Source organism: Pseudomonas sp. BF-R-01, from assembly GCF_019946615.1.
In the GTDB taxonomy this organism is placed as follows: Bacteria; Pseudomonadota; Gammaproteobacteria; order Pseudomonadales; family Pseudomonadaceae; genus Aquipseudomonas; species Aquipseudomonas migulae.
Genome location: NZ_JAGYFX010000009.1, coordinates 20,212 through 43,474, shown reverse-complemented (window position 1 = coordinate 43,474; position 23,263 = coordinate 20,212). Strand labels below are relative to the sequence as shown.

Annotated in this window: 20 protein-coding genes, 1 tRNA gene, 1 pseudogene and 1 riboswitch; of the genes and pseudogenes, 16 read left to right on the top strand and 6 right to left on the bottom strand. The window is 59.5% G+C overall.

From position 1 onward, the window contains the following. Positions 1 to 136: 136 nt before the first annotated feature. Positions 137 to 237: riboswitch (guanidine-I (ykkC/yxkD leader) on the top strand. 61 nt (positions 238 to 298) lie between these two features. The 13 genes from KGB27_RS06095 to KGB27_RS06035 all read left to right on the top strand — a co-directional run bounded on the left by KGB27_RS06095 (position 299) and on the right by KGB27_RS06035 (position 14,997). Further along, positions 299 to 1,366 (top strand): putative urea ABC transporter substrate-binding protein, encoded by a 1,068-nt coding sequence (locus KGB27_RS06095; RefSeq protein ID WP_008025779.1) that lies wholly within the window; start codon positions 299 to 301, stop codon positions 1,364 to 1,366. A gap of 15 nt (positions 1,367 to 1,381) precedes the next feature. After that, on the top strand, positions 1,382 to 2,197 hold the full coding sequence (locus KGB27_RS06090; protein ID WP_008025776.1) for an ABC transporter permease: 816 nt from the start codon (positions 1,382 to 1,384) through the stop codon (positions 2,195 to 2,197). Beyond that, complete coding sequence (locus tag KGB27_RS06085; protein ID WP_008036214.1) at positions 2,194 to 2,982, top strand: ABC transporter ATP-binding protein; 789 nt, start codon at positions 2,194 to 2,196, stop codon at positions 2,980 to 2,982. Before KGB27_RS06090 ends, KGB27_RS06085 begins: the two co-directional genes overlap by 4 nt. Before the next feature lie 13 nt (positions 2,983 to 2,995). Beyond that, positions 2,996 to 3,721, top strand: a complete 726-nt coding sequence (locus KGB27_RS06080) for an urea amidolyase associated protein UAAP1 (RefSeq protein WP_214381258.1) — start codon at positions 2,996 to 2,998, stop codon at positions 3,719 to 3,721. A gap of 11 nt (positions 3,722 to 3,732) precedes the next feature. After that, positions 3,733 to 4,374, top strand: coding sequence for an urea amidolyase associated protein UAAP2 (locus KGB27_RS06075; RefSeq protein WP_017336948.1), 642 nt, complete (start codon positions 3,733 to 3,735; stop codon positions 4,372 to 4,374). Between the two features lie 284 nt (positions 4,375 to 4,658). Then, positions 4,659 to 8,276 (top strand): urea carboxylase, encoded by a 3,618-nt coding sequence (gene uca / locus KGB27_RS06070; protein ID WP_223553578.1) that lies wholly within the window; start codon positions 4,659 to 4,661, stop codon positions 8,274 to 8,276. 25 nt (positions 8,277 to 8,301) lie between these two features. Continuing rightward, positions 8,302 to 10,068 (top strand): allophanate hydrolase, encoded by a 1,767-nt coding sequence (atzF, locus tag KGB27_RS06065; protein WP_223553576.1) that lies wholly within the window; start codon positions 8,302 to 8,304, stop codon positions 10,066 to 10,068. Between the two features lie 193 nt (positions 10,069 to 10,261). Next, entirely contained in the window at positions 10,262 to 11,749 is a 1,488-nt protein-coding gene (locus KGB27_RS06060) for a sensor domain-containing diguanylate cyclase (RefSeq protein WP_223553574.1), read from the top strand. Between the two features lie 6 nt (positions 11,750 to 11,755). Next, on the top strand, positions 11,756 to 11,950 hold the full coding sequence (locus KGB27_RS06055) for a cysteine-rich CWC family protein (RefSeq protein ID WP_223553572.1): 195 nt from the start codon (positions 11,756 to 11,758) through the stop codon (positions 11,948 to 11,950). Positions 11,951 to 12,007: 57 nt separating this feature from the next. After that, the gene (locus KGB27_RS06050) at positions 12,008 to 12,700 is read left to right on the top strand and encodes a pseudouridine synthase (RefSeq protein ID WP_223436957.1); all 693 of its coding nucleotides are present in this window, start codon (positions 12,008 to 12,010) and stop codon (positions 12,698 to 12,700) included. Between the two features lie 313 nt (positions 12,701 to 13,013). Next, positions 13,014 to 13,898, top strand: coding sequence for an alpha/beta fold hydrolase (locus KGB27_RS06045; RefSeq protein WP_008036199.1), 885 nt, complete (start codon positions 13,014 to 13,016; stop codon positions 13,896 to 13,898). 180 nt (positions 13,899 to 14,078) lie between these two features. Then, positions 14,079 to 14,152: transfer RNA gene (locus KGB27_RS06040), tRNA-Gly, on the top strand. A 290-nt stretch (positions 14,153 to 14,442) separates the two neighbouring features. Further along, positions 14,443 to 14,997 (top strand): hypothetical protein, encoded by a 555-nt coding sequence (locus tag KGB27_RS06035; RefSeq protein WP_008036193.1) that lies wholly within the window; start codon positions 14,443 to 14,445, stop codon positions 14,995 to 14,997. Positions 14,998 to 15,049: 52 nt separating this feature from the next. On the opposite strand, the gene KGB27_RS06030 is transcribed toward KGB27_RS06035, so the two are convergent. Genes KGB27_RS06030 through KGB27_RS06010 form a run of 5 tightly spaced genes read right to left on the bottom strand, consistent with a single transcriptional unit; the run spans position 15,050 to position 20,125 of the window. Beyond that, complete coding sequence (locus KGB27_RS06030) at positions 15,050 to 15,367, bottom strand: cytochrome C oxidase subunit IV family protein (protein WP_007988247.1); 318 nt, start codon at positions 15,365 to 15,367, stop codon at positions 15,050 to 15,052. 54 nt (positions 15,368 to 15,421) lie between these two features. Beyond that, positions 15,422 to 16,132 carry a heme-copper oxidase subunit III family protein gene (locus tag KGB27_RS06025; protein WP_207286107.1) on the bottom strand — a complete coding sequence of 237 codons (711 nt, stop codon included), beginning with the start codon at positions 16,130 to 16,132 and terminating at the stop codon, positions 15,422 to 15,424. Positions 16,133 to 16,138: 6 nt separating this feature from the next. Next, positions 16,139 to 16,831 (bottom strand): cytochrome c oxidase subunit 3, encoded by a 693-nt coding sequence (locus tag KGB27_RS06020; RefSeq protein WP_008036190.1) that lies wholly within the window; start codon positions 16,829 to 16,831, stop codon positions 16,139 to 16,141. Next, entirely contained in the window at positions 16,828 to 18,603 is a 1,776-nt protein-coding gene (gene ctaD / locus KGB27_RS06015) for a cytochrome c oxidase subunit I (RefSeq protein WP_223553617.1), read from the bottom strand. The genes KGB27_RS06020 and ctaD overlap by 4 nt, the downstream gene beginning before the upstream one ends. Before the next feature lie 43 nt (positions 18,604 to 18,646). Then, on the bottom strand, positions 18,647 to 20,125 hold the full coding sequence (locus KGB27_RS06010; protein ID WP_223553570.1) for a cytochrome c oxidase subunit II: 1,479 nt from the start codon (positions 20,123 to 20,125) through the stop codon (positions 18,647 to 18,649). A 455-nt stretch (positions 20,126 to 20,580) separates the two neighbouring features. Between KGB27_RS06010 and KGB27_RS06005 the strand changes: the two genes are divergently transcribed. The 3 genes and pseudogenes from KGB27_RS06005 to KGB27_RS05995 all read left to right on the top strand — a co-directional run. Beyond that, positions 20,581 to 20,919, top strand: coding sequence for a hypothetical protein (locus KGB27_RS06005; protein ID WP_223553569.1), 339 nt, complete (start codon positions 20,581 to 20,583; stop codon positions 20,917 to 20,919). A gap of 615 nt (positions 20,920 to 21,534) precedes the next feature. Next, positions 21,535 to 21,804, top strand: a complete 270-nt coding sequence (locus KGB27_RS06000) for a short-chain dehydrogenase (protein ID WP_223416122.1) — start codon at positions 21,535 to 21,537, stop codon at positions 21,802 to 21,804. 77 nt (positions 21,805 to 21,881) lie between these two features. Beyond that, positions 21,882 to 22,139 (top strand): annotated as a pseudogene (locus KGB27_RS05995) (type II toxin-antitoxin system HicB family antitoxin); the annotation flags it as partial. Positions 22,140 to 22,416: 277 nt separating this feature from the next. Here the strand turns inward: KGB27_RS05995 and tam are convergent. Further along, a complete protein-coding gene (gene tam / locus KGB27_RS05990) occupies positions 22,417 to 23,187 on the bottom strand; it encodes a trans-aconitate 2-methyltransferase (RefSeq protein ID WP_223553568.1) in 771 nt (256 codons plus the stop codon). Positions 23,188 to 23,263: the final 76 nt, after the last annotated feature.

Genomic DNA, 23,263 nt, shown 5'->3' with positions numbered 1-23,263 from the left:
ACAAAGCAGCGAACGGCCCTTGCGCCCTCCCGAAAAATGGCAATCCCCCGGCCCAGAGCGCTTCGGGCGACTTGGCACGGCTCTCGCTTTAGCAAACCCGTGCAGGAGTCATCACAGGTTCGCGGCACCACAATTTGCAATGGCTGACTAGGGTTCCGGCTCGCTAAGGCGAGTGACTGGTCCGAGAGTTGGCGACCTCCAGTTGAGGTTACACGGCGGGACAAAAGCCCGGGAGACAAGCCACCGTTCGCGGTGCCGCGTTGACTCCTGCCCGCCCTTGATCAACTGGAGAACCACCATGTCCCGACTTCGTTTACCCGCCCTCCTCGCCGCTGCCTTCGCAGCCATCGTGAGCGTCTCGTCCCAGGCCGCGCCAAAAGACCACTTCAGCGTCTGCTGGACCATTTACGCCGGTTGGATGCCCTGGGAATACGCCGGCAGCCAAGGCATCGTCGACAAATGGGCGAAGAAGTACGGCATCAAGATTGATGTGGTGCAGCTCAACGACTACGTCGAATCCATCAACCAATACACCGCCGGCCAGTTCGACGGCTGCACCATGACCAACATGGACGCGCTGACCATTCCGGCGGCCGGTGGCGTCGACAGCACCGCGCTGATCGTCAGCGACTTTTCCAACGGCAACGACGGCATCGTGCTCAAGGGCGACGGCAAGAAAGTCGCCGACCTCAAGGGCATGGACGTCAATCTGGTCGAGCTGTCGGTGTCCCATTACCTGCTGGCCCGGGCCCTTGATTCGGTGGACCTCACCGAGAAAGACCTGAAAGTGGTCAACACCTCCGACGCCGACATCTCCGCCGCTTTCAACACGGAGCAGGTCAACGCCGTCACCACCTGGAACCCGATGCTCTCGGACATCAAGGCCAAGCCGGGCGTGACCGAAGTGTTCAATTCCAGCCAGATCCCCGGCGAGATCATGGACATGATGGTGGTCAACAGCGCCACCCTCAAAGACAACCCCGCTCTGGGCAAGGCACTGACCGGCGCCTGGTTCGAAGTGGTCGAGTTGATGAACGCGAAAAACGCCGCCAGCAAGGCTGCGCTCGAACACATGGCCAAGGCCTCGGGCACTGACCTCGCAGGTTTCCAGGCGCAACTCGACACCACCAAACTGTTCGCCACACCGCAAGAAGCCCTGGCGTTCTCTACCAGCAAGCAACTGCCGGAAACCATGCGCAAGGTCGCGGAGTTTTCCTTCCAGCACGGCTTGCTCGGTGAAGGCGCCAAGGACACCAGCGCAGTCGGCATGGCCTTCGCCAACGGCGTGACCAGCGGCGACAAGAGCAACCTCAAGCTTCGCTTCGATCCGAGTTACGTGCAGATGGCTGCCGACGCCAAGCTGTAACAAGAGGACCTGGCCATGCGCCTGATCAATCGCCACCCGGATCGCCCGAGTCGCCTGTTGTTGGTGATCCTGCCGTTCGCCCTGGTGCTGTTCGCCTACTTCATGGGCTCGGCCGAACGGCTGCTGGACAACCCTAACGACAAGCTGTTGCCGAGCGCCGTGCAAATGACCGACGCGGTAAAGCGCCTGGCGTTCACCGCCGACAGCCGCACCGGCGAATACGTGCTGTGGCAAGACACCGCGTCCAGCCTGCGGCGCCTGGCCATCGGCCTCGGCATCAGCGCGTTGGCCGGGCTGTGCCTCGGCATCGCCGCCGGAACGTTGCCGCTGTTCGGCGCGCCGTTGTCACCGTTGCTGACGGTGCTGTCGATGGTGCCGCCGCTGGCGATCCTGCCGATTCTGTTCATCGTCTTTGGACTGGGGGAGTTATCGAAAGTGATGCTGATCGTCATCGGCATCACCCCGTGCCTGGCGCGGGATCTGGAACAGCGCGCCCGGGAAATACCGGTCGAGTTGCTGATCAAGGCCCAGACCCTCGGTGCCTCGACCTGGACGCTGATGCTGCGCGTGGTGCTCCCGCAATTGTTGCCGCGCCTGCTGATCTCGTTGCGGCTGATGCTGGGTTCGGCGTGGTTGTTCCTGATCGCCGCCGAAGCCATCGCTTCCACCGACGGCCTCGGCTACCGGATTTTCCTCGTGCGCCGTTACCTGGCGATGGACGTGATCCTGCCGTACGTGGTGTGGATCACCCTGCTCGCCTGGCTGATGGATTGGGGCCTCAAGCGCCTGACTCAACGTGCGTTCCCTTGGTATGAAGGAGCCCGCGCATGAGCTTCATCACGGTAAAAAACGTCTGGCAGCAATACGCCGATCAAGTGGTGCTCGAAGGCTTGAACCTGAACGTCAACGAGGGTGAGTTCTGCACCCTGGTCGGCGCGTCGGGCTGCGGCAAATCGACCTTCCTGCGCCTGTTGCTCGGCCAGGAACGCGCCAGTCGCGGCGAGATTCTGCTGGACGGTCAACTGCTGGCCGGCGAACCGGATTCGAGCCGTGGCGTGGTGTTCCAGCGCTACTCGGTGTTCCCGCACCTGACGGTGCTGGACAACGTCGCCCTCGGCCTCGAACTGCCGCGCTCGCCGCTGCTTGGGCGGTTGTTCGGCAACGCCAAAAAAGACGCTCGCGAACAGGCCTCGGTGCTGCTGCAAAAGGTCGGCCTCGGTCACTCGCTGGACAAGTACCCGGCGCAGCTCTCCGGCGGCATGCAGCAACGGCTGGCCATCGCCCAGGCGCTGATCATGAAACCCCGCGTGTTGCTGCTCGACGAACCGTTCGGCGCGCTCGATCCGGGCATCCGCAAAGACATGCACGCCTTGCTGCTGGAGCTGTGGCGCGAGACGCAACTGACGGTGTTCATGGTCACCCACGACCTGTCCGAAGGTTTCAGCCTCGGCACGCGATTGCTCGTATTCGACAAGGTTCGCGTCGACCCGCACGCCCCCGGCGCCTATGGCGCGCGCATCACTTACGACATCCCTTTGAACAGCGACCGCCGCGCCACGCGCGCCGCCGTCGATGCCTTGCCGGAAACACTGGCAGGCGCGCTTCGCACCGCTTAAGAGGATTTTGCACATGACTGATTCGACCCAACTGTTCCCCCCCTTCGCCGAGGAAATGCTCCCCGGCGGCGGCCATCGTTCCTTCGTCCTGAAGCGCGGCCAATTGCTGCGCCTGACCGACCTGCGCGGTGGCGCCAACGTCAGCCTGACGCTGCTCAACGCCAACGAAAAAACCGAACGCCTGAACCTGCCCGACAGCCTCAAATGCCAACACACCGCCAAGCTCACCACCGGTCATTGCCTGTATTCGGACATGGGCCGCGTGCTGGTGGCGATCACCGCCGACACCTGCGGCTGGAGCGACAGCCTCGGCGGTGTGCTGTGCGCTGAAGAAGTCGCGGAAAAATACGGCGCGGGCCGCTATCAGGAACTGCGCAACGGCTTCTTCCGCAACGGCACCGACAACCTGTTGGTGGAACTCGGCAAATGGGGTTTGGGCCTGTCGGACTTGCTGATGACCCTCAACCTGTTCAGCCGCGTGAACGTCGACGAAGCCGGGCGTTTCCACTTCGTCGAAGGCAACTCCAAGGCCGGCGACTACATCGAGTTGTACGCGCCGATGGACACGCTGGTGGTGCTCACCGCCCTGCAACATCCGATGGACCCGTCGCCGGAATACGCACCAAAACCGTTGAAGCTGAGCTGGATGAACGCCGACGCCAGTGTCGCCGAACACTGCCGTACCTCGCGCCCGGAAAACGAGCGCGGCTTCATCAACACCGACCGCCTGTTCGCCTGAGGATCGCTGCCATGTCACTCGCAATCGCTACCGCTCAAAAGCATCCAGAAACAGCGGTCTACCGCGCCACCATTCCCGCCGGCGAACCGTGGCTGATGGAGGTCAAGGCCGGCCAGACCCTGCGCATCCTCGACCTGGAAGGCAATCAGGCGGTTGATACGTTGTTCTACAGCGTCGCCAACCCGAAAGAACGCTACGACGTGCAACGCACCTTGCGCCGGCAGAACAGCGTCTACCTGAGCACCGGCAGCGTGCTCTATTCCAACCTCGGCAAACCGATGCTGACCATCGTCGCCGACACCTGCGGACGCCACGACACCCTCGGCGGTGCCTGCGCGCAAGAGAGCAACACCGTGCGTTACGCTCTGGAAAAACGCTACATGCACAGCTGCCGCGACAACTACCTGCGCGCCTGCGTCCACGACGGGCGACTGGGCAAGGGCGACATCGGGCCGAACATCAACTTCTTCATGAACGTGCCGGTCACGGCGGATGGCGGGCTGACGTTTGAGGACGGTATTTCGGCGCCGGGCAAGTACGTGGATTTACGGGCGGAGATGGACGTGATCGTGCTGATTTCCAATTGTCCGCAACTGAATAACCCGTGCAATGCCTACAACCCTACGCCTGCGGAGCTGCTGGTATGGAACTGAAACTGAACCGTCTGCGTCGCTGGTTGTTTGCCCTGTGCCAGGCCCGTTCCGGGCAGTGCCTCAAAGATTCCAGACACCACTAAACCCTGTGGGAGCGAGCCTGCTCGCGATTGCGGTGTGTCAGTGGGCATTGATGTGTCTGATACACCGCAATCGCCGGCAAGCCGGTCTCGCTCCCACAGGGTTCAGCGGTGTTCTGAAGACTTGTGATTTTCCGCCGGGGACGACCCCGGCGCCCAACGAAAAACTGCGGGACGGCCCGCATCCCCTCCAGGGGTTATGCCATGTTCGAAAAAGTCCTGATTGCCAACCGTGGCGCCATTGCCTGCCGCGTCCTGCGCACCTTGCGTGAACTGCACGTCAAAGGCGTCGCCGTTTATTCCGAAGCCGATGCCGCGAGCCTGCACATCCTGCATGCCGATGAAGCCCACAGCCTCGGTGAAGGCGCCGCCGCCGGCACCTATCTGGCGGTCGATAAAATCCTCGCCATCGCCAAAGCCACTGGCGCCACGGCGATCCATCCTGGGTACGGTTTCCTCTCGGAAAACGCCGCGTTCGCCGAAGCCTGCGCATCTGCCGATATCGCGTTCATCGGCCCGACGCCAGAACAGCTGCGCGTGTTCGGCCTCAAACACACCGCGCGCGCCCTGGCCAAGCAACACGGCGTGCCGATGCTCGAAGGCACCGAGCTGCTCGACAGCCTCGACGCGGCATTGATCGCCGGCGATCAAGTCGGCTATCCGGTGATGCTCAAAAGCACTGCCGGCGGTGGTGGCATCGGCATGCGCGTGTGTCGCAGTGCTGACGAGTTGAGTGAATCCTTCGAAGCCGTAAAACGCCTCGGCCAAAACAATTTCAGCGATGCCGGCGTGTTCATCGAGAAGTACATCCAACGCGCCCGACACCTGGAAGTTCAAGTGTTCGGCGACGGTCGCGGTGAAGTGATCGCCCTCGGTGTGCGCGACTGTTCGGTACAACGGCGCAACCAGAAAGTCCTCGAAGAAACCCCGGCGCCGAACCTGCCTGACGGCATGGCCGATGAGCTGTGCGCGGCGGCGATCAAACTGGCAAAAGCGGTGAACTACCGCAGCGCCGGCACCGTGGAATTTGTGTTCGACAGCGCAGACCAGCGCTTCTACTTTCTGGAAGTGAACACCCGTTTGCAGGTGGAACACGGCGTCACCGAACAGGTGTGGGGCGTGGACCTGGTGCGCTGGATGGTGGAACTGGCGGCGGGTGATTTGCCGCCGCTGAGCGTGTTGAGCCAAGGTTTGAAAGCCGAGGGCCATGCGATTCAGGCGCGGCTGTATGCCGAAGATCCGGGGCGCGATTTTCAGCCGAGCCCAGGTTTGCTGACGGCTGTGAACTTCCCCACCGCCGACGGCAAACAGCTGCGGATCGACACCTGGGTCGAGGCCGGTTGCGAGATACCGCCGTACTTCGACCCGATGATCGCCAAGGTCATCTGCTGGGCGCCGACCCGCGAACAAGCGCGTGCGGATTTGCATCAAGCACTGGGCGACAGCCAGCTCTACGGCGTGGAAACCAACCGCGATTACCTGCGGCAGATTTTGCTCGACGCGCCGTTCACCAGCGGCCAACCGTGGACCCGCTGCCTCGAAGGCCTGGTGTATCAGGCCAACACTTTTGAAGTGCTCAGCGCCGGTACGCAGACCAGCGTTCAAGACTATCCGGGGCGACTCGGTTATTGGGCCGTGGGCGTGCCGCCGTCAGGGCCGATGGACAGTCGTGCATTGCGATTGGGCAACCTTTTGCTGGGTAACGAAGAAGGCGCCGCCGCGCTGGAAACCACCATGAGCGGGCCGTTGCTGCGTTTCAATTGCGACGCGGTGGTGGCGGTCACCGGAGCAGTGATTCCGCTGACGTTGAACGGCGAAACCGTGGCGATGAACACGGCGCTGTTGATTCCGGCGGGTGCCACGTTGAGTCTCGGCACGATTGCCGGCGCAGGCGCCCGCAGCTATCTGTGTGTGCGCGGCGGGCTGCAGGTGCCGGATTATCTGGGCAGCAAAAGCACCTTCACCCTTGGACAGTTTGGCGGCCATGGTGGTCGCGCATTACGGGCCGGCGATGTGTTGCATGTGCCGGCGTTGACCGATCACAGCGTCGGTGAGCAACTGTCTGCAATCGCTGAATTGCCTGCCGTGCGGCAAATCCGGGTGATCTACGGCCCGCATGGCGCACCGGAATATTTCACCGAAAACTACATCGGCACGTTTTTCGAGACTCAGTGGGAAGTGCATTTCAACTCCAGTCGCACCGGCGTGCGCCTGATCGGGCCGAAGCCAGAATGGGTGCGTGCTGACGGCGGTGAGGCGGGGCTGCACCCGTCGAATATCCACGACAATCCGTATGCGATTGGCGCCGTGGATTTCACCGGGGACATGCCGGTGATTCTGGGGCCGGACGGCCCGAGCCTCGGCGGGTTTGTGTGCCCGGTGACGGTGATCGAGGCGGATCTTTGGCAACTCGGTCAGCTCAAGGCCGGGGACAAAGTGCAGTTCCAGCCAGTCGATATCAAAACCGCCCGCACCCTAGCCTTGAAATGGAACCCTTGTAGGAGCCGGCTTGCCGGCGATGAAGTTAATGCGGTGTCTATTAGGGCCCCATCGCCGGCAAGCCGGCTCCTACAGTCCCCTGTTGTTATGGAGATTGGTCAGGACGATACGCGGTTGGTTGCGCGACTGTCGGGGGATACGCACCTGTTGCTTGAGATCGGCGCACCGGAACTGGACCTGGTCCTGCGCTTCCGCGCCCACGCCCTCATGCAAGCCCTGGAAAGCAAACACCTGCACGGCGTGATCGACCTGACACCGGGCATCCGCTCGCTGCAAGTGCACTACCAACCCGAGCAACTGCCGCTGGCCGATCTGCTCGGTATCGTCGCCGGTGAATGGGACGCGGTGTGCGCCGCCAAGGACCTGCAAGTGCCTTCGCGCATCGTCCATCTGCCGCTGTCCTGGGACGACCCGGCCTGCCAATTGGCGATCGAGAAATACATGACCACCGTGCGCAAGGACGCACCGTGGTGCCCGAGCAATCTGGAGTTCATCCGCCGCATCAACGACCTGCCGAACCTCGATGAAGTGCAGCGCACGGTGTTCGACGCCAGCTATCTGGTGATGGGGCTGGGCGACGTCTACCTCGGCGCGCCGGTCGCCACCCCGCTCGACCCGCGCCATCGCCTGGTGACCACCAAATACAACCCGGCCCGCACCTGGACTGCGGAAAACTCGGTGGGCATCGGCGGCGCGTACATGTGCGTGTACGGCATGGAAGGCCCCGGCGGTTATCAGTTCGTCGGTCGCACGTTGCAGATGTGGAACCGCTACCGCGAAGTCGCCGCGTTCGATGGCAAACCGTGGTTGCTGCGCTTCTTCGACCAGATCCGTTTCTACCCGGTGAGCGCCGATGAACTGCTGCGCATCCGTCGGGATTTCCCCCTCGGGCGCTTCGATTTGAACATCGAACACAGCCAGTTGAACCTCGCGGATTACCAGGCGTTCCTGACCAAAGAGTCCTCGAGCATTGCAGCTTTTCGGGATCAACAGAAAGGCGCGTTCAACGCCGAGCGCGAGCGCTGGATCGCCAGCGGCCAGGCCCACTTCGACAGTGAGGAAGCGGCCCCGGAAACGACCGAAGACGCACCGTTGGCCAGTGGCGAATTGAGCGTCGACAGCCACATCGCCGGCAACCTCTGGCAGGTCCAGGTGGAGACCGGCAGCCGCGTCGCTGCCGGCGATGTGCTGGTGATTCTGGAGTCGATGAAGATGGAAATCCCGCTGCTGGCACCGATGGCCGGCGTGGTGCGCGAAATCCGCGTGCAACCGGGTTCGGCCGTGCGCGCCGGACAGCGCGTCGTGGTGCTGGAACTCGACTGAACCCATTTTGCAAAGGACTCACTTCATGACCATCAATCTGCAACTCGACGCCCTGCGCAGCGCCTACCGCGACGGCAGCATCACACCGCGACAGCTGCTGCTGAACCTGCGCGATAAAGCCGCCGCCCTGAACCCGGACTATCACCTGTTCATTCATTTGCTCAGCATTGAAGAACTGGAGCCGTATCTCGCCGCGCTCGACGGCCGCGATATCGACAGCCTGCCGCTGTACGGCGTGCCGTTCGCGATCAAGGACAACATCGATCTGGCGGGCATTCCGACCACGGCAGCGTGCCCGGCATTTGCCTATGTGCCGCAGCAGTCGGCGACCATCGTCGAGCAATTGCTGGCGCTGGGCGCGATTCCGCTGGGCAAGGCCAACCTCGACCAGTTCGCCACCGGCCTCAATGGCAGCCGCTCGCCGTATGGCGCGTGCCCGAACAGCGTGTTGCCGGAATATCCGTCGGGCGGTTCCAGTGCCGGTTCCTCGCTGGCGGTGGCACTGGGCGTGGCGAGTTTTTCGTTGGGCACGGACACGGCGGGCTCGGGGCGAGTGCCGGCGGGGTTGAACAATCTGGTGGGGATGAAAGCCACCAAAGGGTTGATCTCCACGGCGGGCGTGGTGCCGGCGTGTCGTACGCTCGATTGCGTCACGACCTTCACCGCGACGGCTCGGGAAGCCAGTCAGTTGCTGGCGCTCACCGCGCATCTCGATCCACGGGACGAATACAGTCGCCGTAATCCGCTGTGGAATGACGGCTCGGCGTTCGGCACACCGCGCCCTTTCCGCTTCGGCGTACCGCGTGCGCAGGACCTGGAGTTCTTCGGTTGCCCTGAAGGTCCGCTGTTGTTCGGTGATGCCATCGACCGGCTCAAGGCATTGGGCGGTGAAGCCGTGGAACTGGATTTGTCGCCTTTCCTTGAAGCGGCGCGCCTGCTGTATGAAGGCCCGTGGGTGGCGGAGCGCTACAGCGTCGCCGGCGAGTTGATGGAGCAAAATCCTCAAGCGGTATTGCCGGTGATTCGTGCGGTGCTGGCCAAGGCACCGGCGGTGAACGGTGTGCAAACCTTCCGCGCCCAATATCGGCTGCAAGCCTTGAAAGCGCTGTGCGACAAGGCGCTGGAAGGACTCGATTGCGTGGTCACGCCGACTATCGGCCGCCCCGTCACACTGGCAGAGCTTGAGGCTGAGCCGGTGCTGCGCAATTCGGAACTGGGTTACTACACCAACTTCATGAACCTGCTGGACTACGCCGCCGTCGCGGTGCCGAGCGGGTTCATGGGCAATGGTTTGCCGTGGGGCGTGACGGTGTTTGGCCGGGCGTTTACCGATCAGTATTTGTTGAGTGTGGCGGATGCGTTTCAGCGTCGTTCTCCTGCGCCCGCAACGGTTGCGCGCAACGATCGTGCAAGGCTGGTGGTGTGCGGCGCGCATCTCGATGGGCTGGCGCTGAACTGGCAGTTGAAGCGGCGCGGCGCGACGTTGGTCGAGGCGACATTCAGTTCGCCGGACTATCAACTGTATGCATTGGCCGGTGGCCCGCCGTTTCGTCCGGGGATGGTGCGGGTGAAGGATGGCGGCGTAGCGATTGCGGTGGAGGTCTGGGAGTTGCCGAGCTGTGAGTTGGGGTCGTTTTTGACCGGGATTCCGGCGCCGCTGGGGTTGGGCAAGGTGCAACTGGCGGATGGGCGCTGGGAGAGTGGGTTTATCTGTGAGGCGTATGGGTTGGAGGGTGCGGTGGATATCAGTCATTTGGGGGGATGGCGTGCGTACCTGACAGATTCGAGGTGATCTTTCGATTCGCGGGCAAGCCTCGCTCCTACGGGGGATTGCGTAAACCTGTAGGAGCGAGGCTTGCCCGCGAAGGCGTCAGTCCGGACGCCACCGCACCTGACCCTCGCCGATTCACCCCACAAATCCCGCAGTTATTTCCCCGCAGTGCCACTAGAATGCTCCCCAACGGGCCACTGCCAACGGAATCGCCATGCTGCTTCACTCGCCGCTGTATTCGCAACGTTCGCTGGTCCTCACGCTGATCGCGCTGCTGGGCGCAGGTTTTCTCGCCACGTCATTTCTCAGCTACTACGCCTCGCGCGCCTCGATCCGCGACAACATCGTCAACACCGAGCTGCCGCTGACTTCGGACACGGTCTACTCGGAAATCCAGAAAGACCTTGTCAGACCGATCCTGATTTCCTCGATGATGTCCCGCGACACCTTCATGCGTGATTGGGTGGTCAACGGCGAACACGACCCCGACCAGATGACCCGCTACCTCAACGAGGTCATGACCCACTACGGCGCCTACACCGCATTTTTCGTCTCCAACGGCACGCTCACCTACTACCACGCCAAAGGCGTGCTCAAGCAGGTCAAGGTCACTGAGCCGCGCGATGCCTGGTATTTTCGCGTGCGTGACATGGCTGCCCCTTACGAGATCAACGTCGACCCGGACCTGGCCAACAAGGACAACCTGACGTTCTTCATCAACTACAAGGTCTACGACTACAACAACCGTTTCATCGGCGCGGCAGGCGTCGGCCTGACGGTAGATGCGGTGATCAAGCTGATCGACAAGTATCAACAGCGCTATCAACGCAGTGTGTATTTCGTCGACAGCTTCGGCCGATTGGTGCTTACCGGTGCCGAGGGTGGCCCGCAGGGCGCGCATATCGGCCAGAAGCTCAACGACCTGGAAAGCATGAAAGGCCTGGTCAACCAGCTGCCCAAACCCCACAGCGGCAGCTACGAATATTCCGTCCAGGGCCAGGGCCATTTCCTCAACGTGCGCTTCATTCCGGAACTGAACTGGTACCTGTTCGTCGACAAACGCGAAGACGGCGCCCTCAGCGAAATCCGCCAGTCGCTGTACCTCAACCTGCTGATTTGCCTGCTCGTGACCCTGACTGTGCTGGCCCTGCTCAACCGGGTGATCAAGCGTTATCAGGGCAAGATCCAGGCGCAGGCGACCCTCGACAGCCTGACCGAACTGCCGAACCGTCGCGGCTTCGATCTGCTGGCCGCACAAGCCATGCACGAAGCCCAACGCGAACCGAAACCGCTGACAGCGTTGCTGCTGGATCTGGACCATTTCAAGGCCTTGAACGACACCTACGGTCACCTCGCCGGTGATCAGGTGCTGATCGGCTTCGCAAGGGATCTGGAGAGTTGCCTGCGCCATTCCGACATCGTCTGCCGTTGGGGCGGCGAAGAATTCATCGTGCTGCTCAAGGACACGGACGGTGAGACCGGTCTGATGATTGCCGAGAAAATTCGCCAGCATGTCGAAGAACAGCTTTATGCCTACAACGGTCACACCTTGCAGCTGACGGTCAGCATTGGCTTGACCACGCTGCAACCGGATGACACCTTGCACACCCTGCTCTCCCGCGCCGATCATGCGATGTATCGGGCCAAGCAATCCGGCCGTAACCGTACCTGCGCGGAAATGCCTCACACCAGTTATGCATAGTCCTACATGAACAAGCCTGAATTCTGCCCGGCCTGCGGCGCCTCCAACGACTGCACCCTGGCCGACCCGCAAACCGCCGATCGGGCCTGCTGGTGCTACGGCGTCAGCATCGACCCGGCGGTACTCGAAGCACTGCCGCCCGAACTGCGCGACAAATCCTGCCTGTGCCCGCGCTGCGCGCAGGTGGAGGCGCAGTTGTAAGCATCCTTGTGGCCGATCACGTAAGATGCGCGGCCCGTTTCTTGCCGATCTCACTTCATGCGCGTTGACCGTTTCCTCAGCAACCTGCCCCGCTTCAACCGTAAGCAGGTTCGCCTGTTGCTGGTGGAAAAGCGCGTGCGGGTCGACGGAAAAATCGTCAGCGACCCTCACACCGAGGTGCTGGAGTTCAGCCGCGTCGAAGTCGATCAAGAAGTGCTGCAACTCGGCAAACCCGCCCGCTACTTCATGCTGCACAAGCCCCCCGGTTGCGTCAGCGCCACCCGCGACCCGGAGCACCCCACGGTGCTCGATCTGTTCGACGAGCCGGACAAGGAAGACCTGCACATCGCCGGCCGCCTGGATTTCAACACCACCGGCCTGATGCTGATCACCAACGACGGCAGCTGGTCACGACGCCTGACCCAGCCGCAGACCAAATTGCCCAAGGTCTACTACGTCGAGACCGAGCAAGACATCGGCCCGGAATATGCTTTGAAATTCACCGAAGGTCTGTACTTCGCCTTCGAAGACCTCACCACGCTGCCGGCCGAGCTGGCGCTGCTCGGGCCGAAGTCAGCACGGCTGAGCATCGTCGAAGGTCGTTATCACCAGGTGAAGCGGATGTTCGGCCACTTCGACAACAAAGTGCTGCGCCTGCACCGCGAACGCATGGGTCCGCTGGTGCTCGACAGCACGTTGAAACCGGGCGAATACCGCCCTTTGAGCGATGAAGAGATCGGATTGATCTAAGCAGCCTACCGCTCAGCAGAAGTTGTCGAACAATTTACGAATGGCACTTGCGCGATGCCAACTCCCCTGCTTGAATCAGGTCGTCAGCCGAAATGTGACTGACGAGTCACAACATACGTCTAAGAAACTTTTTGTCGGTTAGAGAACCTCAAGGTTCCGCCTCAGACCGACAGACTGCCCGCCAATAACAACACCCGTCGACCGGACTGCAATGGATCGACATGGGCCTTCAAATTCCAGGCATATGCCTACCTGTCACAAAGCTCGTGCAATCTCATTTGCGCGCATACCCGCTTGCCAGGAGTCTTATGACATGAGGCCAGAAATCGCTGTGCTGGATATACAAGGTCAGTATCGGGTTTACACGGAGTTCTATCGCGCAGACGCCGCAGAGAAGACTATTATCTTGGTCAACGGCTCGATGGCCACGACTGCGTCGTTTGCACAAACCGTGAAAAACCTCCACCCGCAGTTCAATGTGGTCTGCTACGACCAGCCCTACGCGGGCAAGTCAAAAGCCCACAACCTGCATGAAAAATTGCTGACCAAGGAAGTCGAAGGGCAGATCCTCCTGGAGCTGATCGACCACTTCGCCGCCGAACACGTGCTGTCGTTTTCCTGGGGCGGCGCCGCGACCCTGGTCGCCCTCGCCCAACAACCGCGACGGATCGAAAAAGCCGTGATCAGCTCGTTCTCCCCGGAGATCAACGCGCACATGCTCGACTACCTCGAGCGCGGCGTCGACTACCTCGGCAGCCGTGACGGCGACCGGGTCGGCAACCTGGTGAACAGCACCATCGGCAAACACCTGCCGACCCTGTTCAAGCGCTTCAACTACCGTCACGTCAGCAGCCTGGCCGACCATGAATACGGGCAGATGCACTTCCACATCAGCGACCTGCTGCACAGCGACCGCCAGTGCTTCTTCAAGGCGGCAGAGAAAATCAACGTGCCGGTGCTGTTCATGAACGGCGAATGGGACGAATACACCGCCGCCGATGGCGCGGCTTTGTTCGCCAACCACGTGCAACACGCCACGTTCACGACGCTGGATGCGACGGGCCACTTTCTCGACATGGAACACAAAGCCGCCTGCCGAGACAGTCGCAATGCGTTGCTGGGTTTCCTGAAACCTGAGCAACAGGCAAGCCGACCGCGTTACCACTACGTCCAGGACCACCATGCATTGTCCATTTGAAACAGCGTCATCGCGAGCAAGCTTCGCCCTATAGCGTTAACGCCAATCTGTAGGAGCGAGGCTTGCCCGCGAACGACCGCCACCCGGTCCGATGTCTTGTTTCACCTGTGCCAAAGCCCTCACGCGCAAAGAAAAACTTCATTTTCATGCGCACATCTGGTACAAAGTCAGCCGCTCTGAGCGGGTGTCGTATAATGGCATTACTCCAGCTTCCCAAGCTGATAACGAGGGTTCGATTCCCTTCACCCGCTCCAATCGAATTTTGTCTCACGTCAGGATGGTTTTGACGGGGGATGCAGAAACACAAAAAACCGGTCCAAGTGACCGGTTTTTTTGTGCCCTGAATCTGGAGCCCTGCGAGCCTGCCGCAAGGCCAGCCGACCCAATGCCCCCACCCTGCCCGCACGCCATGCGGTGCTATACTTTTTCATGGCTTGAACGAAGTGAGAAGCGTTGCCCACGGGTACCGAAACCGACTGCAAATTCCGGCAAACGGCTGCAAGACAAAGGAGGTCTACGGCAAGCACGGGATGGGAGGTGTGGCATGAATCGACACTATTACATCAGTGACAATCTCGACGACCTTGAAGCCGTTGAAAATGAACTGGAAGCCAACGGCATCAACTCCGAACAAATCCATGTGCTCAGCGAACATGTGGCTGATGTTGAACAACATCACCTGCACGAGATCAACTCGCTGATGGAGCAGGATGTCGTTCACTCTGGCGAAATCGGTGCGGTGATCGGTTTGCCACTCGCCGCGCTGGTCCTTGGCGGCGCCTACTGGCTGGGCTGGACCGAATCCGTCGCAGGCTGGATGCCTTTTATCTTTCTCGCCGTTGTTATATTCGGCTTCTGCATCTGGGAAGGCGGTTTTTTTGGTATTCAGGTGCCAAACGCTCACTTCCGCAGTTTTAAACAGGTGGTAGAAGAGGGAAAACACATTTTCTTTGTGGACGTCGAGCCGAACCAGGAGCCGGTATTGGACGGGGTTATCGGACACCATCCACTGCTGAAGATCGCCGGTACGGGCACGGCAGCCCCTCACTGGACAGTCGCCTGGCTGCACAGGTGGCATCAGTTCAAACGAACGATATAACGGCATCTGTTGCCGATCAGTCCCTGGAGGCTCAAGGTCGTCCGGGCGTTTCCTATTGACCGAAGAAAATCACCCGGCTGAGAAACACATAGTCCGCCTCGGTGGCCATCAGTCCGACAAGCACCAGCAAACACAACGGTGGCACCAGGATGGCGTAGACCATGGCCAATCGTTCCCAGGCCATGTGCATGAAGATGGAGACGATCAAACCGGCCTTCAGCAACATGAAGGTGATGATCAGGGCCCAGCGAAGGTAGCCGTGGAAGTGAAAGTAATCGACCAGGTACGACAGGGTACTGAGGACGAATAACAGCCCCCAGATTTTCAGGTACAGGCTGATCGGATGTTGCTGACCTTGAGCATGCGCCATCATCAGTGCTCCTCTGCGGATCCTGCTCTCCCCTTCATGAACAGCGTCCCGGACTTACCATAAATAGAAAAACGCAAAAATAAACACCCACACCAAATCCACGAAGTGCCAGTACAGCCCGGCTATCTCGACGTTTTGATAGTTTCCGGAGCGCTCATAATCTCCCCGCAATACTTTCCTCGCCACGATGCTGAGGTAGAGGGCGCCGATGGACACATGCAGCCCGTGAAAACCGGTAATCATGAAAAAGCTGGCGCCAAATTGCGCCGCTCCCATGGGGTTCCCCCAGGGACGTACCCCTTCTGCGATGAGCTTGCTCCATTCAAATGCCTGCATGCCGACGAAGGTTACGCCCAAGGCAGCGGTCGCCAACATCAGGGCGGTGGTTTTCGCGCGATCACGGCGATAGGCATAGTTCACGGCCATGGCCATGGTGCCGCTGCTGCTGATCAGCACAAACGTCATGATGGCGATCAGAATCAGCGGGATTTCTCGACCGGCGATGGTCAAGGCGAACACTTCACTGGGGTTTGGCCAGGCCGTGGTGATGGTCATGCGGACCGACATGTAGCCGGTCAAGAAACAGGTGAATATAAACGTGTCGCTGAGCAGGAATATCCACATCATCGCCTTGCCCCAAGGGACCTGCTTGAAAGCCTCCTTGTCCGAGGCCCAGTCATTGGCGATGCCTTGCCATCCTGGTGCAGACGGCGAGCCGAGGGGATTGGATGAACTTTCGCCTGGAGCTTGTGGATGCGATGCCATGGCTGATCACCTCAAGCCGCAGAGTCTGGCGATGGCTTCATAAGTCTGTGGCGTGCTGGTCAGCAAAGCGAATAACACAATCCACAGACCCAACAAGTAATGCCAGTAGATGGCACAGAGTTCGACGCTGGCGCTGAGTTGCGGCAACGGCACGCGACTCAGGAATCTGGCGACGGTCCTGCCCCAGGCAAACAACCCGCCCAGCAGGTGGAGCCCGTGCACACCGGTCAACAGGTAGAAGAAGCTATTGGCCGGGTTGCTGGCGACAAAATAGCCCCAGGCGACAAACTGCTGCCAGACCCAGAACTGCCCCGCCAGAAAGGCAATTGCAAATACGCCTCCCACTACAAAGCCAATGACCGTTGCGTTCAGCCGAGCCTGGCGAGCGGCCATGCGCGCCCACTGCAACGCGATGCAACTCAACACCAGAAATGCCGAATTCACCCAGAGTTGCCATGGATTGGCTAACGGCGCCAAAGGCTCTGTCAGGGGTAGCCAGTCAGACATTTGTGAACGGGCGATAAAGGCCAGCAGAAAGAGAAAGAACAACGAACTCACCACGACCAGAAACAGGCGCAGGCCTATTTTTGCGGTCTGGTTTCGATTGGCACCTTCAGCGGACTGAATCCCTTCGGGATCACGACTCCAGCTGCCGTTGGGGTCCGCGCCGTCGGCGTTTTTCAACAGCAGTCTGTTCATGTTTTAACGTCCGCTGCCCGAGGTCCGGCACTGAGCTGCCGCATCTGCTCCAGCTGCTCGGCGGAGACTGTTTGCGGCACGAAATCCTGTTCGATCCCCGGTACGCTGTAGTCATAGGCCCAACGATGCACGACCGGCAGCTTCGCGCCCCAGTTACCGTGTATCGGCGGAGTGTTCGGCGTTTGCCACTCCAGGCTGGCCGCGCCCCACGGGTTGCCGCCAGCGGGCTTGCCCTTGAATGTGCTCCAGGCCAGGTTGAACACAAACAGCAGCTGGGAAACGCCGACGGTCAAGGCCACCACCGTAATGAAAGCATTCAACTCTTGCGCCGACTGCGGGATGAACGCGTAGTTGTCATAAGCGTAATAACGGCGCGGCATGCCCTGGAAACCCAGGTAGTGCATGGGGAAGAAGATGGCGTAGGTGCCCAGGAAGGTAATCCAGAAATGCAACTTGCCCAGCGTGTCATTCAACAGGCGCCCGGTGACTTTCGGAAACCAGTGATAAATGCCGCCAAACACCACCAGTACCGGCGCGACGCCCATGACCATATGGAAATGGGCGACGACGAAATAGGTGTCCGAGAGCGGAATGTCCACGATCACATTGCCGAGAAACAACCCGGTCAGGCCACCGACCAGGAAGGTGACGATAAAGGCCAGGGCAAACAGCATCGGCACGGTCAGATGAATGTCGCCGTGCCACAGGGTCAGCACCCAGTTGTAGACCTTCAATGCAGTCGGCACCGCGATGATCAAGGTGGTGACGGCGAAGAAAAAGCCAAAGTACGGGTTCATTCCGCTGACATACATATGGTGCGCCCAGACCACAAAGCTGAGTACGCCAATCGCGATAATGGCCCACACCATCATTCGGTAACCGAAGATATTTTTCCGCGCATGGGTGCTGATCAGGTCCGAGACCAGGCCAAACGCCGGGAGTGCAACGATGTAGACCTCCGGGTGGCCAAAGAACCAGAACAGGTGCTGGAACAAGATGGGGCTGCCCCCTTGATGATCGAGTTGCTGCCCCAGCGAGATGATCGCCGGCATAAAGAAACTGGTGCCCAACAGTTTGTCGAACAGCATCATGACGGCGCTGACAAACAACGCCGGGAACGCCAGCAAGGCCATGATCGAGGCCATGAAGATTCCCCACACCGAGAGCGGCATGCGGAACAACGTCATGCCGTGGGTGCGCGCCTGCAACACCGTGGTGACGTAGTTCAACCCGCCCATGGTGGCGGCAACAATAAAAATCGCCAGAGAGACGAGCATCAGGACGATGCCCCACTCGACTCCCGGTGTCCCCTGAGTAATGGACTGTGGCGGATAGAGCGTCCAGCCCGAACCGGTGGGGCCGCCCGGGACAAAGAAACTGGAGAGCAACACTACGACTGCCAGCAGGTAAAACCAGTAGCTGAGCATGTTGACGTAGGGGAAGACCATGTCGCGGGCGCCCACCATCAGCGGGATCAGATAGTTGCCGAAGCCCCCCAGAAACAAGGCCGTCAGCAAATAAATAACCATGATCATGCCGTGCATGGTCATCGCCTGATAATAAGCACTGGCGTCCATGAACGCCAAACTGCCGGGGAAGCCGATCTGCATGCGCATCAAGCCGGACAGCACCACGGCGATAAGACCCACGAACAGCGCCGTCAAGGAATATTGAACGGCAATGACCTTGTGGTCCTGACTCCAGATGTATTTGGTCAGGAAACTTTTCGGCTCGTGCAGTGCCTCTGTTTCGGCTTGCTCCGCATAGGCCATCACGTCATCCTCCGGCCGAAGTTTCAGTGTGTTTCTGGCGGCTTTACGGCGACTTCCCTGGCTCAGCCTTGCTCGATTCAGCGTCAGCATTCGCTTTGGATTTGATAAAAGCGATCAGGGCGTTCAGCTCCTTGTCGCTCGGCGTGAAGGGCGGCATGACAGCTGCGTAGCCCTTGACGATTTTGGCAGCGGGATTGAGAACCGACTCTTTCAAATAGCCCTCATCGACCTTGATGCTCGTACCGTCGGCAAGGGTTTCTGCCTTGCCATACAGGCCCTGCCAACCGGGGCCGATACCCTTGCTGCCATCGACACTGTGGCAGGCCAGACAACCGAGCGACTGCGCCAGCCGCTGTCCCTGTGTCACCAGATCGTCACCTGAGCCCGACACGTCGCCGGTAGACGGTTCTTCGGCTGGCTGCCCGGCACCCAGCGATTTGATCAGGGTGATGAGAGCAGCCAATTCATCATCCTTGAGAGTATAGGCCACCATCACCGGCGGGTAGCCTTGCACCAGGCGGGCCTTCGGATCGAGGATCGACTCTTTGAGGTAAGCCTCATCGACCTGCACGCTGCTGCCATCGGCAAGTTGTTCGGTGCGGCCGTACAAGCCCTTCCATCCCGGGCCGAGACTGGCACTGCCATCCTGGCTATGGCAGGCATGGCAGCCGTATTGCTCGACCAGTTGGCGACCTTTTTCCAATACGCTGTCCCGACCGGGCCTGGCGGCCGTGGTCAATGTCTGCGCAAAGGTCGGTTGGCTGCCCAGCCATTGAGCGAAGGCGGCCTGGTCTACCACGATCATATTGCCGCGCATGTTGTAATGACCGACGCCGCAATACTCGGCACACAGCACTTCATACTTGCCCATGACAGTTGGCGTAAACCAGAAGTACGACACCATTCCCGGCACCATGTCCATCTTGCTGCGAATCTGCGGTATATAAAAATTGTGCAGAACATCTTTGGAACGCAACAAGACTTTCACCGGTTGATCGACCGGCAGACGAACTTCATTACTTCTGACTATTACATCGTCCTGCCCAACAGGGTCCTTGGGGTCAAGACCGAGTGGATTGACCGAATCAACAAGCTTGATATCCGACTTCCCCAACTTCCCGTCCTGGCCCGGAAAACGAAAAGCCCATTGCCATTGCTGGGCGACCACCTCTAGTTCATACGCATTTTTGGGCACCCGGATGAAGTCGTTATAAACAACAAGACCAGGCGCCAACATCCCGGCAATCCCGATCGACGTCACGACAATCAGCCAGAATTCCAACCGTTTATTTTCTGGCTGGTAGGCGGCCCTGACGCCCTCCTTGTGACGGAAACGCATGACGGCCACCGCCATGAACACGGTGATGGCGATGAAAAATATCCCGCTGATGACCAGCGTGATGAACAGCGTGGTGTCTATTGAACCCCAATTGGAAGCGGGTGGTGCCGCATGCCAGGGCGCTAATAAATGGAAGAGCACGGATGCAATAACGATCAGGACAAGAATAATTGCCATTGCCATTTTGCCTTCTTCCTATTCCTGTCACTCATTGGCATGCATAAGCATCCCCACAGAACAGCAGCGTCTAATCACGACTCATCCGACGCCAAAACAGGCTGACCCAATACCACCTTTCGTCGTGGCAAAGTTCGCTGGAAGTATAGTTCATGGCCGCTACAGACGCTGTTGCTACAAGGCCCGCGCACCTGGATATTCCAACCTCGACATCAAGCGGATTACTTAAAACCTATTCGCTATATCTAACTGTCTCTATTCAGTAACACCCCTTCAGACTAATAAGGCGCGCAGAGACATCGAGTAAGCGAAACGCGGTGGCCAGCTATAATTAGTATCTGTGTTACGCAGGCAGGGATCGGCTGAAAATGCCACTGAAGACGGTCCTTGTCGGGTATAGCGGTCAGACCCATGACGGCTAAGAGCTACAACGTCCAGCCGTCCACAACGGAGATTTCGTCATGAGTGCCTTGACGATCGAAGGCTGGTGCAAATTCAACGGCGCACAAAAATCGACCCCAATAGGTGAAATCCATTTTTACGTCGATGGCCCCCTCCACCGGGGCCTGGAAGAGGCTGAAGAACGCTTGCAGGAGACCCATGAAAAGGAAGCCATGGTTGACGTCGACATGAGCACCCTGGAGTTGATCTTGCCAGGGGGGTACGGGCCTTTGTCCGACTGCCAGATGCGCGTCTATATCCACAACGAGCGCGGCCAGTTTCATCTGGTGGGACATCGAGCGAGTGATGGCTGCCTGATCTACAGCAACGCGGTTTTGATTGATCAGTTGATTGATTAGCGGCTAAGGGATTTTCGGTCCTCAAATGCGCGAAAGGGGCGGACGGAAAGAGTGGCGTCTGCCCCCTGCCTCATCAACGCGTCGCGACGATAAGGTGTCGGGTGGGGCATAGGAATAAATTAACGTTTTCACATAAAGTCGATGCTTTGTTAGCGTTTTTCTCGGGCCAGTAAAGGTTTTTTATGGGCGGGACTTGTTGGGACACTGACACTTCATCCTGAACGGCCAATCAACACCTGAAAAACCAGGGGTCAAGTACACGAATACTGGTGGCCAAAAAGTGGCCAATAGCTGAATAGGCAAGGTCCTACACGACTCTGGGAATTGTCCGTAGACTTGTCCATTGCTGTGCCTTTGTCATGAGACCTATAGTCCGAACGCGCCCAAATGGCGTATCGGGTTTGGCGACTCGATAGCAAGGTACAGAAACCTCCGAGCCCGCTCGGAGCTTTTCTGAACGCACGCGGCTACCTGCTTTTTGGTGGCTGTGCGTGGGAGACCTTCGGGTCTGCCGGTTTGTACCTTGTCCGGTTCGCCAACCCGCGTACAGCTGCCACCCGTTGTTTGGCGACATCGAGTGGTGGAAGACATAACTTCACTTCAAGGTAATCACTCATGAATGAATATATGGCTTTGACCAGCAACGCCGACGACCTCCCCACCTTCTACGTAAACACCACCCAACCGCTGCATTCCCTTCTCAGCTCCGCCCGCTACAGAATCGGCGCGGTAACGCAGGTCCTGGAAAACCTCGCGATGCGTGGTGAAATATCCACTGACTCGGTGATTCTCAGCGACTTCGCATTGCTCTGCGCCATTCCGCTGCGCGATGGCTGCGACGTGATGGATGTCATTGCGCGACGTATGGATGCGGAACCGTCCTGACGCTAAACAGCGGCGCCTTTCGGGGCGCCCTTTGCGTTTTTAGCGTCAGTAGCTGAATCAGCAAGAGAGCAGTGAACATGCTTTATCCGATAGCGATTTCAATTGGCGATGGCAAACACGCGTGGGGCGTGGATATCCCGGATGTCCCGGGTTGTTTTTCCGCCGGCGAAGATCTGGACGATGCAGTGGCTATGGCGCGCGAAGCCATTCAGGGTCATTTCGAAATACTGGCTGAAAACGGTTTACCGATTCCACCTGCCAGCAAAATCACGCTGCACACAGCCAATCCGAAGTACGCTGAATGTGTCTGGGAAGAAGTAGAGATCTCCATATCCAACGTTCAACGCTGAGCACTTCGGCGCCCCACGTATAGTTTCCGTATAGATCCCCACCACCCAGTAAAGAAGCCGTAGCGCCCCCTCAAACCCGCCCAAAAACCACCTACCCTGCCCTCTCACCTTTCACGCAGAGATCAGCATGGACAATTCAGAGTTGGGGCTCATGATCATTTCAATGATCGGGTTATTCGGCTTTGCGTCGTTTCTTTTCGATTACTTGAGCACCAAGCGAAGGGACAGATGACGTTCAGCGTTATCCGTCCCTTTTCCGCATTTAGCGGGTGGCGACGATGAACAATCGCGGGAATGGCAACAGCACCGAACCATCGCTCAGCGTCGGGTACGCCTGTTCGATAGCGGTGTGATATTGCTTGAGGTATTGCGCCTTTTCCGCGTCATCCAGCGGTTCGAGAAACGGCCGCAAGCCGCTGCCCTTGAACCACTCGACCACGCCCGAAGCGCCGCCCGCCAGCGGATGATGGTAGGTGGTGCGCCACACATCGACGCGCGCACAGTGCGGTCGCAGCATCGAGTAATAGTCGCTGGCACTGGCCATTTCCGTGCGTTGCCCGGCGGCGTCGGCCAATTTTCTGGCCCACGGGCCATCGGCAGCGACTTCGCGCATCAGGCGATGGGACGGTTCGTTGAGGTTGTCGGGCATCTGAATCGCCAGGCTGCCACCGGGAGAAAGCTTGCTCACCAGAGCCGGCAGCAAATTCGCGTGATCGGGCAGCCACTGCAACACCGCGTTGGCGAAGATCACGTCGAACGGGCCGCTCTCGTTCCAGGTGCCAATATCCACGGTGTCGAACTGCACCTGCGGCAAGCGCTTGCGGGCGGCTTCGATCATGTCGGTCGAACTGTCGACGCCGCGCACCGTGGCGCTGGTGAAGCGCTCCACCAGCAGTTCGGTCGAGTTGCCAGGGCCGCAACCGATGTCGATGGCCGAGCGTGCGTCAACGGGCGGGATCGCCGCGAGCAGATCCCGGGCCGGACGTGTGCGTTCATCTTCAAAAGCGACGTATTGCTTGGCGGACCAACTCATTGCGTTCTCCTGTCGAATCGTTGTCCGGGCCTTGGCCGACAACCGGTTCGCTACGATACATCGCCCCACGCCCCCC